This is a genomic window from Massilia sp. PWRC2 (assembly GCF_049896725.1).
Classification (GTDB): Bacteria; Pseudomonadota; Gammaproteobacteria; order Burkholderiales; family Burkholderiaceae_D; genus JAFCUW01.
The window spans coordinates 23,971-38,020 of record NZ_JAFCUW010000017.1; the positions used below are offsets into that span (position 1 = coordinate 23,971).

The following is a 14,050-nucleotide window of genomic DNA, read 5'->3' on the forward strand; positions in this document are numbered from 1 at the left end:
CGCCTACGATGCTTGGTACCTGTGGCACCTGGACGTCCAGCCGAGCACTGTGCGCGCCCGCACCGATGCGAACAGCCCCATCATCGAGCGAGATAGCAGGTTTCAGCTGGCTAGCACGCGCAGGATGGATCAGCCGTAGCGCAGCATGGGCTTAGGTTACTGCGATGAAAATAGGTTGATGAGCAGTCAGTAAAATTGGTCACTGTAACCAATTTTTACTAGTCATTTCGGTTCGATCAGACTCATTGCTAAACCTGATATCTTTGTAAGCCCCCAAACATCACTTTTTCTATATTACTAATTGTTAGTATAAGTCAAGCGGTGTGACGACGATCGTCACAGCTTCGCCGCAACCATCTGTTTCTCCAGCATCAGCAATATAGTGGCAAGCGAACTACGGTACATGAAACCCCTGACCATGAGGTAAGTTATGGTACTCAAAAAACACAAATATCAAGATTTCGATATCGATATTTGGGCCACCACGTCAAGAGTGCCCGGGCTTTGGCTAGGTCACTACGACATATGGTTGCTGAGCTTCGGAGTTGCATCGGCGGCCTTAAGCGGACCACACGCGTCGGAGCAAGACGCGGCAGACAACGCGTTACGAACGGCTAAAGAGTTTGTCGACGTGATAATCGGGTCGCGCCGGTAAATTTTCTCGTTTTCGAAATTTTTAGACAAGCGACATTTGCTTTGACGCCGCAGTGCTCTATTCATTTCCTGCATTCCCCCAGCTGCGACTGATGGTAGGAAACCAACGCCATCCGTCTGGACGCTGCATGGAATGGCGAGCCTGCAGTAGAGCGGTCTCTTCCATCAAAATTCGCCATTGATGAAGAGTGATAGTTCGTCTCTCGTATGCATCGTCAATGCATAGTCGGAGTTGCGAGGCGATACGGGGGAATGCACTGTCGACGATATTTAAGGTGCGGATTTGGACCTCAATATCCGAGTATCCCAAGGCATCAGGCATAGGCTTCTCCGAACACATCTGAACAACGAACAGCGTCGGAACAGATTAGTTCAAAGTCGCCCGTACTACAAGTAAATATAAAAGCGGCCCTGTGCTCGCATGTAAGGCATCGTTACATATGGAAACTATCCTTACACACCTAACCAAAAGTCGCAATCAATCCCCCCTCACTAGCACACCCCAAAGGAAGCGCATTATTTCATGTACTCCCTCCATGACTCAGCCGAAATCTCCGTACTCGAAGAAACCGTCAAGCAACCGAAGAAACCACAGAAATTTAAGTGATTTCTTCGGTTTCTTCATGGTTTCTTCAAAGGCCGGCGTCAAGCAAAACTCACGTCCAACTTACCCTCGTCGTTCTTATCTCTTTCGATGACAACGCCTGTCTCTTCGTAAGCGTCATGCCACCGCCGTCTTGATCAACACCGATTTTATTGATGATGGCATGCCACCGCTGGGAAGCGATGTGTTGATCAGGCAGGCTTATTCTGCTGCGGGTAATTCCAGGGCAGGAGCTCGTCAACGCGGTTGACGGGGTGATCGGTAATTTGCGTGAGCACATGGCGCAACCATGCCTCGGGGTCGATCCCATTCAGCTTGGCCGTGCCGATCAACGAGTAGATGCCGGCAGCACGCTCTCCGCCGCTGTCGGCGCCAGCGAACAAGTAGTTGCGCCGGCCGATGGCGATGCCACGCAGCGCCCGTTCGGCGGCCGAGTTGTCGATCTCGATGGCGCCGTTATTGCAATAGCGTGTCAGCGCCAGCCACAGGTTCAGGGCGCACAGGATGGCGGCCGACGTGTCGGATTTGCGCGAGAGCTTTTCAAGCGAGGCGCGCAGCCATTGCGCGAGGTGGTCAAGCAGTGGGCGTGCATGCGTCCGCTTGCCTCTACCCGATGCCATAATGGAGCGCTTGCTTACCCCCTCAACCATGTCCATCAGGAGCCTGACAATGACTTTGCGTGCACGATTTTTTTCTTCCAGCGTGGCTGTTTCGCTGCTTGCGTCCGCACTTGCGCTGCCGCAGCTTGCGGCGGCCGCGGACAGCGGCTACCAAGTGGTGGCGCGCCAGGTCTTGAGCGGCCCGGTGCGCTGGGATTATCTTGCAGTCGATAGCGCGCGCCACCATGTATTCCTGACCCGGGGCGACCACGTCGATGTATTTGATGTTGGTACTAAATCCGTCATTGGCACTATTCAGAACACAGCTGGGGTCCATGGAGTAGCCGTTGCCGCTGAAATTAATAGGGGCTACACCAGCAACGGCGGCGCCGACACGGTTACGGTATTCGATCTCACCACTCTGGCACCACTGGCCACTATAGCGGTTGGCGGTAAGCCAGATTCGATCGTTTATGACCCTGCCAGTAAGCGCGTATTTGCTGCCAATGGCAAGGGTAACACTTTGAGCGTGATCGATACTTCTACCAATAAAGTGATCAAGGCTATCACCCTGGCCGGCGGCCCAGAGACAGCGGTGGTGAATGGGAAAGGACAATTGTTCATAGCGCTCGAGGATAAGAACGCGATTGCGGTGATCGACACCGTGGCGCTGACAGTGATCCATCAGTACGACATCGGCGCTTCATGTGATGAGCCAGCCGGCCTCGCAATTGATGCGGCGACCGACCGACTTTTTGCAGGCTGCCACAACGCCAAGATGGCTGTGATAGACGGCCGCACGGGAAAAGTCCTAGCCGCGCCAACGATCGGCAAAGGAAATGATGCTACAGCTTACGACCCTGCGAAGCAGCGCGCATTCGCGTCGAACGGCGATGGCACCCTTACTGTCATCGACGGTGTGGCGCCGTTCAACGTGCTTCAAACTGTTCCAACCATGTCGCGGGGACGCACGATGGCGCTCGATGCTGAGTCACACCAACTGTTCGTTGTCTCGGCGGAGGCATCTGATGCCCCCCCAGTCAAAGGCCGCGCCCAGCTCAAACCCGATACTTTTACTTTGCTGACGATTGCAACGGAATAGGTCGACGAAGCGCTTAGCACGGTCAATTTTTTGGCATATGCTCGCATGAATTTGCCTAGAAGTCAGCGACGGTCGCGCTCAGGCGTTACCGTGCCTACTTCTGGCGTCACAAAAACTGGGCAATTCCCGCCTTCATATTTACAACGTGGGCAAGTACTTCCGTGGATTAAATCTTCGTTAACTTGGTCATGCAACGTGGCAAGGGCCAGCTTTGTTGGCTAAATTACCTTTTCCCCCGATTGGAGAATTGTATGCAGTCTGAAACCCGCACAATCTTAGGCAAAGTACCTGAGCTAACTCTGTTATTTTGGGTGATTAAAATAGTTGCCACTACGTTGGGCGAGACGGCCGGCGATGCCGTCACCATGTCGATGAGCCTGGGCTACCTTGTCGGCACCGCCATTTTCATGGCCATATTTATCGGGGCCGTGGCCGCACAAATCAAGGCCGACAAATTCCATGCGCCCCTGTTCTGGTTCGTGATAGTCGCCACTACCACAGCGGGTACCACTCTAGCCGATTTTTTCGACCGCTCGCTCGGCATCGGCTACGCGGGTGGCGCCACCCTGCTCGCCGCGATGCTGGCCGGCTCGCTGCTGTGGTGGTATCGCTCGCTCGGCTCGGTTTCAATCAACCGCATCGACAGCGGCAAGGCCGAAGTGTTTTACTGGATGACCATCATGTTCTCGCAGACACTGGGTACCGCTCTGGGCGACTGGTTCGCTGATCCAGGGAAGGGCCTGGGACTGGGCTATCAAGGTAGCGCACTTGTGTTTGCCGCGGGCCTTGCGGTCATCGCGACACTGTATTTTTGGACGAGAGCGTCGCGCACGGCGCTGTTTTGGGCCGCATTCATTCTGACCAGGCCGCTAGGGGCCGCCGTAGGTGACTTTCTTGACAAGCCCGTAGCAAACGGAGGGCTGGCGATGAGCAGGTACTCCGCCAGTGCCTGTCTGGCGCTGTTTATTGTTGGATGCATCGTGTTCGTGCGACAGCGCGCCGAGCGCATCGAGGTGCGAAATACATGATGCACACTGCGATCGATTGGGTGCCGCACCTGGACACTCACTTGGCAGCATTAACGGCGGTCCATGGCTACCTGATCTATGCCGTGCTGTTCACCGTAATTTTCGTCGAGACCGGAGTAGTGGTATTGCCTTTTCTGCCGGGCGACTCGCTACTGTTTGTCTCAGGCGCTCTGGCCGCCCAAGGAACCCTGTCAGCGCCGTTCCTCGCACCTTTGCTGATCTTTGCGGCGATTGGCGGAGACGCTCTCAATTTTGCCATCGGCAGCTTCACGCGTAAGCGAGCCGTCGACAACAGAATTATCGTAAATGAACTTTCCTTGTCGATTGACAACCAAGCCAAAAATTTATTTGTCGCGCACGGCACTTTCGTCGACTCATCTATGGTTATACTTTAACGTCGACGAATTTTACTGGGCGCGTTATGGACGTTCGTTCTCCCTTAGATATACAAGCAGCGCCCACTTACAGCCCGTCCAAATTGCTAGATGCCGTCAAAATCCGGCTTGTTCTAAAAAATGACGCCGAATTGGGTCGCTTCCTGAACGTGAACGGTCCGCTGCTAAGTAAAATGCGTAGCGGTCACGCACGTGTCAATGCCGCGTTCCTGATACGCCTTCACGAAGCGAGTGGATTGCAAATTTCGGAATTGCTAGCGCTAATTGGCGATCGGCGTCAAAAATACCGTGTCTAGCGCCGCTGCTAAGGCTGTTGATGAATCGCAAGGGAATTAAAGTAACGGCCCGCATCGTACGCCTCGTTTCTTGCGCTGGTCGCCGACAGCCTCAGACCTCGGTCAGCACCTCATGCGATCGCATCACTTTAATTACGGTGAAGGTTTTATGAACAATGAAGAAAATGGCTGCATATACAGAGGCTACCAACTCGATGTGACCAGGCGGCGCGACAGCAAATCGATGCTGTGGAAAGCGCACTTCCGAGTTGGAGGGAAGCTAGGGACCCTCCAACATGGCTCCACCAAGCCACATGCTGATTTCATTGTGGCCGAAGCGGAGGCAGCTGAAAGAGCGCGACTATATATCGACATGATCATCGACGAGATTCCTCTTGGCACCGCAGCAGCGTAGCCAAATTTTCTATCTGCTTAGGCCCTTAATTTATGTTTTGAAGCTCGGCATAAGTAGCCATGCCGCAAAGGTCTACGCGAAGACCGCCACTTTTTCCGTAGACCGCCACTTAATTTGTATGGCGGTCTTCGGCATCACTCCGCTCAATCTTAGATTTTCGCAATTGCTCCTTAAGCGCTGTCGCATCGACGAAGGCGCTCACTTTTCACGAAGGTGCTCACGTTATTTTCATGAGCACCTTCGCGTTTTTTGAGCACCTTCGGGCGCCGCCGACCTACAACTGCCACGTCCAGCCTTCTTTCATGCCCCCCTTGACCGCCGTAATTCCGAGCGCCTTTTGAGCTCGACGGACCGTCGCCCAAGCGTAGCCAGCACCGTCCGCATCTGCCTTAATTTGACGAGTCGGCACCGGTCCTTCGTCAAGCAGACCGCGCAAGAACCGTTCAGCATCCTGTTTCTCGCCGGCTTCTTCGCTGTCGTCGTGCTCGACATCGCCCAGAATTTCGCGTGCAGTGCCTTCGATCACCCCGTCCCACACCGCGCGCGTCGCTGCGATACCGCCATCAATCGTCACCAGGTCGAGCGAATACGCCACGCCGCCATCGTCTGGCGCGATGTTTGATTTTGCTCGGGCCAACACCCGACGCGTGCTGCCCTCTTCCTTCGCTGTGACCAATACCATACGCGCGAGGGCGCCGAACGCCTGGGAGCCGATTACGCGGTCCTGTGGCGCCTTGCCGGCACCGCCCTTGGCAAAGTGCGTGATGCCGATCACGGCGCAGCTGTGAGCCTCCGCGAACTCCACCACTGCCTGCAGGCCGCGCCGCACATCGTTGGCCCGGTGCATGTCGCCAGCGACGGCCGACACGATCGGGTCAATGATGAGCAGGGCAGCTCCGCCGATCCGCTCCACAGCGCGGTGCAACTCGGGTATGTCTTGGGAAGGGTCGAATGGGACGCTCTCGCCATGCTGAACGATGCCTTCGATGAAATGGCAGCGCGTCAGGTCGGCACCGGACGCGATCAGGCGCGGCACCAGCGTGTCATCCGCCACGTCCTCCGATGACCAGACCAGCACGTTGCCCTTCTTCGTGCTGGATGAGCCATCTGGCCACCGGCCACCGGTGGTGATGACGGCGCCTAGGCCCAGCGCAAGCGTCGTCTTGCCCGTGCCGGCGGCACCTGCCAAGATTGTCAGTTTCCCGGCAGGCAGCCACCCCGGCCACAGCCAATCGATGGCTTGGGGCTTAATGTCGGCGCCGCATCGGATCTTAACGGTGCGCGTGTCTTCGAGCATGGCCCGGCTTGCCGTCCTGGCCGCGATCAGATCCGGCGCTGCCTTCTCCGACGCGAATAGAATTATGGGATTGCTGATGCTCATGCGCCACTCCAAAGTTTCAAGAAAGCCAGGCGCCCGTGGTCGATATCTATCACCAGTAGCCGGCGCGGTCCTGCCAGCAGCAAGGACGCGCACAGGTCGCGCAGAACGCCGTAGCGCGTCGAGTCACCGTGATAACAGAGCAGTACATCAAGACCCGCCACGGCCCTGCAATCCTGCTTACCGGGTAACGCGTGCGGGTCGATAGCAATGGCGCAACGCTTTGGTGGGCAGAAACCCAGCCCTAGCCACACCTCACGGCGGATGGGCTGCATATCGGCGGCAATTAGGTCGAACAGTGGCTGCATCGCCCCTGCGCGCGGCCGAATCGACAACGCCGCGCTATGGGCGCGAGTCATGAGGACACCTGCGAGCAGGACGATTGCTCGCCGCACGGAGCGCCAACTTCACACTTCCGTCGCCAGATCGCGTGCCCCTCTTCGGCACCGGCAAACCATGCATCGGCTTCGCAGCATCCAGCGCGGTAACTTGGCGGCATTCGTCGACCGAGGAGGCGGTATTCAAGTGCCGCTCGGCATCCTTCTCGGTATGCATTGCTGCGCGGCGCGCGGCCAGGGAAGAATGCAAGCGACATGAGGCAGTCAATTTGTGAAATCGCGCCGTTGTCTCCAGCCCATCGAGCAGGCCGCACCACGTGGCTACTTGGTTCGCCGGTAGGATCGCAATCACTCATGGTCGACTCCTGTGCTGGTGGCTGCCGAGCGCGCTTTCACAAGGCGATCTTCCGACGCTTGGCAGAACTGCTCGGCTTGTTCGCTAATAACTCCAGCGATAGTGATGGCCAGGCGCAGCAGTATGGAGGTGTCCGTAACGGACAGCAGCGGAACGTCGGCGGCGTCGCCCTCCGCTGGCGGGCCATCGAAACGAATATGCTCTCGTTCCAGCTCGCTAGTCTCGATCAATTGGAGGCACGTTTGCACGCCGGCCCCCAGATCTTTGATCCGCACAGCAAAAACTGCCGCGTTGTCGTTCCGGAGATCGTGCGGCAACCACGAGAATGCCTGAAATGCCGCGTTACGCTGCCTGGCGCTCATTTGGACACCCCTGCCTCTGCAAAACGCACTTGCGCCAGCACCTCGCACAGCTCACCGGCAGAACGGCGCGCGGCCCACAGCAGGCTATTTTTGAGTTCCTCGTTCATGCTCATGAAGTCCGCTTGCCCTTCACCGCTCACCAGTGCCAAGAATGCATGCAATTCGGTGGCCTTCATCATGGCGTGGTCTTCTGCGTCTAGAGCGCTCTTAATATGTAACGTCCCGTGCGGCGTCGTTACCGTAATATTTTGTTGACTCGCGTTTGTAACGCTGATATTGTTTGTTGCGTTCATGTGTTTCTCCAAGTTGCACTGATCCAAAGCGACCAAGGATGTCTTCAGCATTCCTGGTCACAACCCCTAGTTCCGCTAGGCCGGTTGGTAAGACAAAGGGGCGGCCGGCAAGCTGCCCCTTGTCACGTCTGATTCATGCTTTATATGCGCGTGCAGCCTCCTGGCGTTTCGCCAAATTAGTGTTCATTTGATTTAGCTTAGGCGCTGATTTGGTCGGCTCGACGCTGCTCTAGCATCGCATTGATCCACGCGTTTAAACTTCGCTCTCCTTGCGCCTTAGCTTCGCGCTTGGCCCACTCTTTCAAGTTTTCCGGTATCCGTAACGGCGTCGTGCACTGCTGTGATTTTTTAGTCATGGTCTTAGCCCAAAACAATTTCTGACGATTCATTTTGACATCTATCTAATGTAGATGTCAAATTGATTCTTTGCAAAGCGTCAAAAAGAATCACATACTGCCTAGCCATGAACTCGCCCAAGCAGCCCAACAGTTTTCCGCTCCGGATGCCCGATGAACTTCGGGCACGAATAGAACAGCGCGCCGCCTCCAACAGTCGAAGCGCGAATGCGGAAATCGTAGTGATGCTCACTGCGATGTTGGATGCGGAGTCAGATCTGGCAGCGATTCCCACCCACGTTCTTGTGCCGGCCGCTCTAAAGCGACTGGGGAGTACAGTGCAAATCGTCGTAACGCCGGATGTGGCGACGGCAGCGGGCATCAAGCAATCGGCACCAGCTAAAAAGCACAAGGCTTGAGCCGTCCTTCAAGTCCCTTCGATACCTTTTTGATCGCGGAGGCGAGCAGCTTTCGCCGCATCGCCTACGCTGCGAAAGTTGAGACTGTTGGGGACCTTCATGGTGAGGCATGGATCATTGCCAGCGAGATTGGAAGGAAACGCGGATGGCCGGTTGATTTCTCTGTTGTCGACGATCAGCAGCTAATCATTGGACGCTTGTACGTGCTCAAGGTCATAAGAAGGGACCGCCATTTTTTGGGTGCGGTCCAGGTCGACCAAGGAACTGAGAGCGACGACGGTTCGCTGCGGCTAATCGACAGACTAGCCGCGCCACTGGGCGCCGATCCGTTAGTCCAACTGCTTGATCGCGAGGATGAGCAAGCGCGCGCGAAAGCACTTACAGAAAGCTACTCGCAGGCAGCGGCCTACCTGCATACATTTGCTCGTTTTCGGCAAGACCGTGAGCGAATATGCGACCACCTATGGATAACCGACGCCACACTTTCGAAAAGGATGGTGGTGGCGGCTCAGACCTACCATCGTCAGAAATCATTGTTCGACAGGAAAGTTAAAATTGGCAGCAGGTTTATACCGCAGCCAGGCCGGCGATTGGCAGAGAGCATTCGAACTCATTTGGTGTCGTCGCAATGGGGCTGGGACTTCGATTCACAACCCGGCGCGGGCCGCGTTTTGATCACAGAACCGCAGGCGTCCAGCAGCAAAGGGAGCAAGATATGCCACTTCGTCTGAGTCGCGAGAGGCTTTTCGAAAACGTATGGGAGACCCCGATAGGCAATCTAGCACGCGACTGGGGCATCACGAGCGCCAAGCTGCGGGATATCTGTAAGGCGCTTCATGTGCCATTGCCGGAGGCCGGCCACTGGGCCGCCATTCGTGCCGGCAAAGCACCGCCGCAACCTGAGCTGCCATTTTTTGAGGGTACATCAACACTGACGTTCGATGTTCGCCCTCGAGAGTCCCTTGTTCAATGGGAGGCGCGCGCGGTGTCACCAGTTCGCGCACCAAAACCGAAGGCGGCCGTGGCGCCACCGAAGAACACAGAGCATGATGGGATCGCGCCACGTTACGTACCGGTTTCTGTGTGGGCGACGATGGTTTTTGGGGAGCATGTACCGCACAACAACACACTTTTGCGCTGGGTTCACTGCGTATTCCGGCGAACGTGACCAGTCATTCCGGGGAACGTGACCGCTGCGCGTGAGATGGTGTTACGCGTTCAAATTCTAATCCCTGCGGTCACGATGGGTCGCTGTTTTTCTCCTTGTTGACGGTTTTAGGCCGCTCGGCACGCAGCGAGTCGCCGGTCAGCGTGAAGCGGTGGTTGCGCTGCATGATGCGGTCCAGGATCGCGTCGGCGATGGTGGCGTCGCCGATCCACGCATGCCAGTGTTCGACCGGCAGCTGGCTGGTGATGATGGTGGCCTTGCTGCCGGCACGGTCGTCGATGATCTCCAGTGAATCCGAGCGCGTCATGCTGTCGATGGCGCCCATGCCCCAGTCGTCGAGGACCAGCACATCGGTCTTGGCCAGTTGCAGCAGCCATTTGCCGAAGGCCCCGCTGCCGTGGCGGATGCGCAGTTCTTCCTGCAGACGGGGTACGCGCTGGTAAATCGCCGAGTATCCACGCCGACAGGCGTACTGCGCCAGCGCGCAGGCCAGCCAGGACTTGCCTGCACCGGTCGGCCCCGTCACCAGCACGCTGTGGCCGGCGCTGACCCAGTCGCCCAAGGCCAGGCTCATCACTTCGCGGCGGTCGATGCCGCGCCCTGCGCGCGCATCGATGTCCTCAATCGCCGCCTGCCCGTATTTCAGGTGGGCGTTCTTGAGCAGCCGTAGCAGCTTGCGGTCGTTGCGGGCGTGGACCTCGCGGTCGATCAGCAGCGCGATGCGTTCTTCGAAGCTCATCGCTCCCATGCCTGGTTGCGCCAGTTGTTCTTCAAGACCGGCCGCCAGGCCGTCCAGTTTCAGGGTGCGCAGCTGCGCCAGGGTGGTGTGCATCATCATCTTGTCATTCCTTATTGGTAGTAGCCGGGGCCACGCAGGTGGGCGTGCTCGGGGCTGACCCATTCACCGGCAGTGACCGGTGCGCTCTGGTCGCGGTTGTTGGTGAGGATGTCGCGCACGTGACGGTACTGGCAGGCGCCGATCTGCAGGGCCAGCATGCAGGCCGCCTCCAGTCGCACCTTGCCGTAGCGTTTGGCCAGCGAGAGCAGGCCAAGGCAGGCGCGGTAGCCGTGCTCCGGGTGCCGGTTCTCCGCCATCAGCCGCGTCACCGCTTCGGCCGTTGCGGGACCGATGCTCTCGCCCCAGTGGATCAACCGGGTTGGTGTCCATTCCATGTGGGCGCGATGCGCCGCCGGCATATGCGCGGCCGTGGTGGTGAAGCCGCCGACCCGCAGGTCCCGGGCATGGCTGGCCACGCGCTGGCCCCGATGGAGCAGCTCGACGACCGCCGTCGTGATGCGCGCTTCGAGCATCAGGCCGACCAGGGCTTGCGGCACGCTGTAGCGATGACGTTCGACGTCGACGTGGTAGTCGATGTGGACTTTGACGGTCTTGAAGCGGGCCATCTCGTAGCGCTGCAGCGGCAGCGGCAGCAAGGCCGGTGCGTCGATATCGGCGAAGGTGCTGGCGCGGCTGCCGGGCAGCTTCTGGAACGGCTTGTCGTTCAGGCGCGCCAGCAACGGCGCCATCGCCACGTTCACCTCGTGCACGCTGGCGAACTGCTGGTGACGCAGGCGCGCCATGATCCAGCGCTCGACGATCTGCACCGCCGATTCGGCCTTGGCCTTGTCCTGCGGATGATACGGCCGCGCCGGCAGGATCGAGGTGCCGTAGTGGCGGGCGAAGTCGAGCACGGTGTCGTTGCCGCGTGGCTCGTAGCGGTTGGCGTCGGCGATCATCGCCTTCGGGTTGTCGGGCACGATGAGCTGCGTCACGCCGTCGTAGAAGGCCAGCGCACGCACCGTCGACCCGAGCCAGTCAGCCATCGTCTCGGAAGGCGTGGCGTACGCGAAGGTGTAGCTCGAGGCGCCCAGTGCCGCCACGAAGATGTGGGCACGGCCGCCGTCGGTGAGGGCGATGGTGGGGCCAGCGTAATCAATGAATAGCTTCTCTCCGGCGCGGTGGATCTGGCGCATCGAGCGCTTGAGCTGCTTGGCAAAGCGCCGGTAGTTGTCGCAATACTGCGAGTACGCGTAGGTCTGGCAGTGCGCGTGGTCGGCGCGGTGCTCCTCCCACAGCAGCATCAACGTCATGCCCTTGCGGCGCAGTTCCTGGTGCACGCGAGCATAGTCCGGTTGCACATAGTCGCGCACCTTCTGTGAGCGTACCAGCAGGCGCCGCTCCAGCGCCGCTCCGTCCATGCCTTGCACGGCAGGCCAGTCCAGGCCCGCTGCGGCGGCCAAGCCGCCGTACTTCGTAACCACGCCCTTCGACAGGCCCAGCGCATCGGCGATCTGCTGATGCGACAGTTTGGCGTCAAGCTTGAGCCGTAATACGTCCTTGATTTTACGCATATTGATCCTTGGTGCGGGCACGCTGGTTCCAGTCAAAAAACTGGGAGCGTACCCGTTCAGTTGCAAAATGCGTAACACCATTACTGCGCTATACGACGTCATTCCGGCATCGTGACCACTGATTCCGGCATCGTGACCACTGATTCCGGTATCGTGACCAGTGATTCCGGCATCGTGACCACTGATTCCGGTATCGTGACCAGTGATTCCGGCATCGTGACCACTGATTCCGGTATCGTGACCAGTGATTCCGGCATCGTGACCACTGATTCCGGAAGATGCCCGAAATCGGTCACGTTCGTCCGGAATGGACGGTCACGTTCAAATGGAATGACTGGTCACGATGCCGGAATGACTGGTCACGTTCGTCCGGAATACCCAGTTCACGATGGGCGCATTCATCCGCAGCCGAAGAAAATAGGGCGGCAATGGTGGGTCGCGCCCTATGCTGAATACGTCGGCGACTAATGAAAGTGGTCGGACAACTATCCTCGAGGCGACGGTACCTCGTCCCCGTACTCCCACATAAAATAGACGCGCATTGCAGCGACGAGCGACGAGGCTCCAGCCCGGCTGCAATCCTCACGTTTTCTATGCCGAGCCATCCAGCGCCCGAAGTCGCTGATCAGGTCGATAAGCTAACGCTCGATGATCGAGTCGGCATCGCTACAGTCGCTCGACGGCCGAACCGCGCGTCGAGGCAGCGCAGGTGATGAAGGGTCGGGCGAATTATTTATGGCATCGCTTTCAAACGTTCTACGAAATCAAGGCGCATCCGGTACATCGGGCAATTGCCTGGCGTTATGTCCTCAATGTAGCCGACCTCCTCAAAATAGGCAACTGCTTGCCCGATGTCGCCGTGTACATCAGTGAAGTATTGAAATCGCGCCGCATCGTTGTTCACCGTTGTGCCGCTGTGTTTTACAAAGAACTCTCTTACGTTGGGAAACGCAGGGTTCTGCACATCAGCGCGCATTTCGTTCATCAGACCGGGGAACTTATTGAACGCTTCAGACCAGACAAGATCTTCCGCCTTAGTTTGATCTCTCGCGCGTCGCTCATCGGTATATTTATCTGCGTAGTAGGTCCCCGCCGCGCCTGTTGCGGTACCGACCACAAAGCCTATAACCGTCGAAATCCAGTCCATATCCATCCCTCGTGGAAAACTTAACTATTAGCAAATGATTGAAGTCTCCCATTTGCTGATCTGATGCGCAAGCGGCGTGGTGCGCGGATGTAATCGCTTTGTTCAAAATCGACCGTATTTGAACACCCCGTCAGAGCTAGGTCGCAGACTGTTCATAAAATATCCTTTTTATTTTTGAACATGTTCATATGCAGTATCTACGTTAATGAACAGCGATCAACGAAAAGCGGAGAGCGAAATGGCAATTTTCGGATACGGCCGGGTCAGTACGAAAGAGCAGCAAAGCGAAAACCAGCGGTTGGAGCTAGAGCGCGCCGGCTACGACGTGTCGTACTGGTTTGCTGATGAAGGCGTGAGCGGCAAGGTACCCGCGTTACAGCGGGCCCAGTTCGGCGTGTTGCTTGACAAGATACGCGACGGCGAGACGCTGGTGGTTTCCAAGCTTGACCGTCTCGGCCGTGACGCGCAGGACATCGGCGCCACAATCAAGATGCTGGCCGCCCGCCGCATCGAGGTCGTCGTTCTACAGCTGGGCAAGCTCGACCTCACTTCGTCCGCAGGCAAGCTGATGCTGACGATGCTTGCGGCCGTGGCTGAGATGGAGCGCGATTTGCTGGTAGAGCGAACGCAGGCCGGGCTGGCCCGGGCCAAAGCCGAGGGTAAGAGCCTGGGCCGCCCGACGTTGACCAGCGACGCCGATCGGCGCGCGATCGCCGGGGCGCACGCTGCAGGCGCATCGATCAGCGCACTCGCCCGCCAACACAAACTATCGCGCGCTACCGTCATGCGGTTTGCGAAGGCTCAAGCCGCCTAACAGGGCCCGCCATGGTC

The 14,050-nt window shown here is 57.7% G+C and carries 17 protein-coding genes and 1 pseudogene; 9 read left to right on the forward strand and 9 right to left on the reverse strand.

From position 1 onward, the window contains the following. Positions 1-1,449: 1,449 nt before the first annotated feature. Positions 1,450-1,860: pseudogene (locus ACP7BZ_RS22135) on the reverse strand (IS66 family transposase); the annotation flags it as partial. Between the two features lie 67 nt (positions 1,861-1,927). Here ACP7BZ_RS22135 and ACP7BZ_RS22140 point away from each other — a divergent pair. The 4 genes from ACP7BZ_RS22140 to ACP7BZ_RS22155 all read left to right on the forward strand — a co-directional run bounded on the left by ACP7BZ_RS22140 (position 1,928) and on the right by ACP7BZ_RS22155 (position 5,072). Continuing rightward, on the forward strand, positions 1,928-2,959 hold the full coding sequence (locus ACP7BZ_RS22140; RefSeq protein ID WP_426117221.1) for a YncE family protein: 1,032 nt from the start codon (positions 1,928-1,930) through the stop codon (positions 2,957-2,959). Between the two features lie 251 nt (positions 2,960-3,210). After that, positions 3,211-3,987: a hypothetical protein gene (locus tag ACP7BZ_RS22145; RefSeq protein ID WP_426117223.1), complete on the forward strand. Its 777-nt coding sequence runs from the start codon at positions 3,211-3,213 to the stop codon at positions 3,985-3,987. Then, on the forward strand, positions 3,984-4,382 hold the full coding sequence (locus ACP7BZ_RS22150; RefSeq protein WP_426117225.1) for a hypothetical protein: 399 nt from the start codon (positions 3,984-3,986) through the stop codon (positions 4,380-4,382). Before ACP7BZ_RS22145 ends, ACP7BZ_RS22150 begins: the two co-directional genes overlap by 4 nt. Positions 4,383-4,826: 444 nt before the next feature. Further along, the gene (locus tag ACP7BZ_RS22155; RefSeq protein WP_426117227.1) at positions 4,827-5,072 is read left to right on the forward strand and encodes a hypothetical protein; all 246 of its coding nucleotides are present in this window, start codon (positions 4,827-4,829) and stop codon (positions 5,070-5,072) included. 274 nt (positions 5,073-5,346) lie between these two features. Here ACP7BZ_RS22155 and ACP7BZ_RS22160 read toward each other — a convergent pair whose 3' ends face one another. The 5 genes from ACP7BZ_RS22160 to ACP7BZ_RS22180 form a co-directional block, all read right to left on the reverse strand. After that, on the reverse strand, positions 5,347-6,453 hold the full coding sequence (locus ACP7BZ_RS22160; RefSeq protein ID WP_426117229.1) for an AAA family ATPase: 1,107 nt from the start codon (positions 6,451-6,453) through the stop codon (positions 5,347-5,349). Then, entirely contained in the window at positions 6,450-6,758 is a 309-nt protein-coding gene (locus ACP7BZ_RS22165) for a hypothetical protein (RefSeq protein WP_426117231.1), read from the reverse strand. The genes ACP7BZ_RS22160 and ACP7BZ_RS22165 overlap by 4 nt, the downstream gene beginning before the upstream one ends. A gap of 378 nt (positions 6,759-7,136) precedes the next feature. Further along, on the reverse strand, positions 7,137-7,505 hold the full coding sequence (locus tag ACP7BZ_RS22170) for a hypothetical protein (protein WP_426117233.1): 369 nt from the start codon (positions 7,503-7,505) through the stop codon (positions 7,137-7,139). Beyond that, positions 7,502-7,798 (reverse strand): hypothetical protein, encoded by a 297-nt coding sequence (locus ACP7BZ_RS22175; RefSeq protein ID WP_426117235.1) that lies wholly within the window; start codon positions 7,796-7,798, stop codon positions 7,502-7,504. Before ACP7BZ_RS22175 ends, ACP7BZ_RS22170 begins: the two co-directional genes overlap by 4 nt. Positions 7,799-7,995: 197 nt before the next feature. Then, the gene (locus ACP7BZ_RS22180) at positions 7,996-8,187 is read right to left on the reverse strand and encodes a hypothetical protein (RefSeq protein ID WP_426117237.1); all 192 of its coding nucleotides are present in this window, start codon (positions 8,185-8,187) and stop codon (positions 7,996-7,998) included. 74 nt (positions 8,188-8,261) lie between these two features. Here ACP7BZ_RS22180 and ACP7BZ_RS22185 point away from each other — a divergent pair, with 74 nt between their 5' ends. Genes ACP7BZ_RS22185 through ACP7BZ_RS22195 form a run of 3 tightly spaced genes read left to right on the forward strand, consistent with a single transcriptional unit; the run spans position 8,262 to position 9,720 of the window. Further along, a complete protein-coding gene (locus ACP7BZ_RS22185; RefSeq protein WP_426117239.1) occupies positions 8,262-8,552 on the forward strand; it encodes an Arc family DNA-binding protein in 291 nt (96 codons plus the stop codon). Next, a complete protein-coding gene (locus tag ACP7BZ_RS22190) occupies positions 8,549-9,283 on the forward strand; it encodes a hypothetical protein (RefSeq protein ID WP_426117241.1) in 735 nt (244 codons plus the stop codon). Before ACP7BZ_RS22185 ends, ACP7BZ_RS22190 begins: the two co-directional genes overlap by 4 nt. After that, complete coding sequence (locus tag ACP7BZ_RS22195) at positions 9,268-9,720, forward strand: hypothetical protein (protein WP_426117243.1); 453 nt, start codon at positions 9,268-9,270, stop codon at positions 9,718-9,720. Before ACP7BZ_RS22190 ends, ACP7BZ_RS22195 begins: the two co-directional genes overlap by 16 nt. A 70-nt stretch (positions 9,721-9,790) precedes the next feature. On the opposite strand, the gene istB is transcribed toward ACP7BZ_RS22195, so the two are convergent. Continuing rightward, a complete protein-coding gene (gene istB / locus ACP7BZ_RS22200; RefSeq protein WP_426117245.1) occupies positions 9,791-10,558 on the reverse strand; it encodes an IS21-like element helper ATPase IstB in 768 nt (255 codons plus the stop codon). Positions 10,559-10,569: 11 nt separating this feature from the next. After that, the gene (gene istA / locus ACP7BZ_RS22205; protein WP_426117247.1) at positions 10,570-12,093 is read right to left on the reverse strand and encodes an IS21 family transposase; all 1,524 of its coding nucleotides are present in this window, start codon (positions 12,091-12,093) and stop codon (positions 10,570-10,572) included. Positions 12,094-12,183: 90 nt separating this feature from the next. On the opposite strand from istA, the gene ACP7BZ_RS22210 reads away from it, so the two are divergent. Next, entirely contained in the window at positions 12,184-12,540 is a 357-nt protein-coding gene (locus ACP7BZ_RS22210) for a hypothetical protein (RefSeq protein WP_426117249.1), read from the forward strand. Between the two features lie 265 nt (positions 12,541-12,805). Here the strand turns inward: ACP7BZ_RS22210 and ACP7BZ_RS22215 are convergent, their stop codons facing one another. After that, complete coding sequence (locus ACP7BZ_RS22215) at positions 12,806-13,219, reverse strand: hypothetical protein (RefSeq protein ID WP_426117251.1); 414 nt, start codon at positions 13,217-13,219, stop codon at positions 12,806-12,808. Positions 13,220-13,424: 205 nt separating this feature from the next. On the opposite strand from ACP7BZ_RS22215, the gene ACP7BZ_RS22220 reads away from it, so the two are divergent. Then, positions 13,425-14,033, forward strand: coding sequence for a recombinase family protein (locus ACP7BZ_RS22220; RefSeq protein WP_426117253.1), 609 nt, complete (start codon positions 13,425-13,427; stop codon positions 14,031-14,033). Positions 14,034-14,050 lie beyond the last annotated feature (17 nt).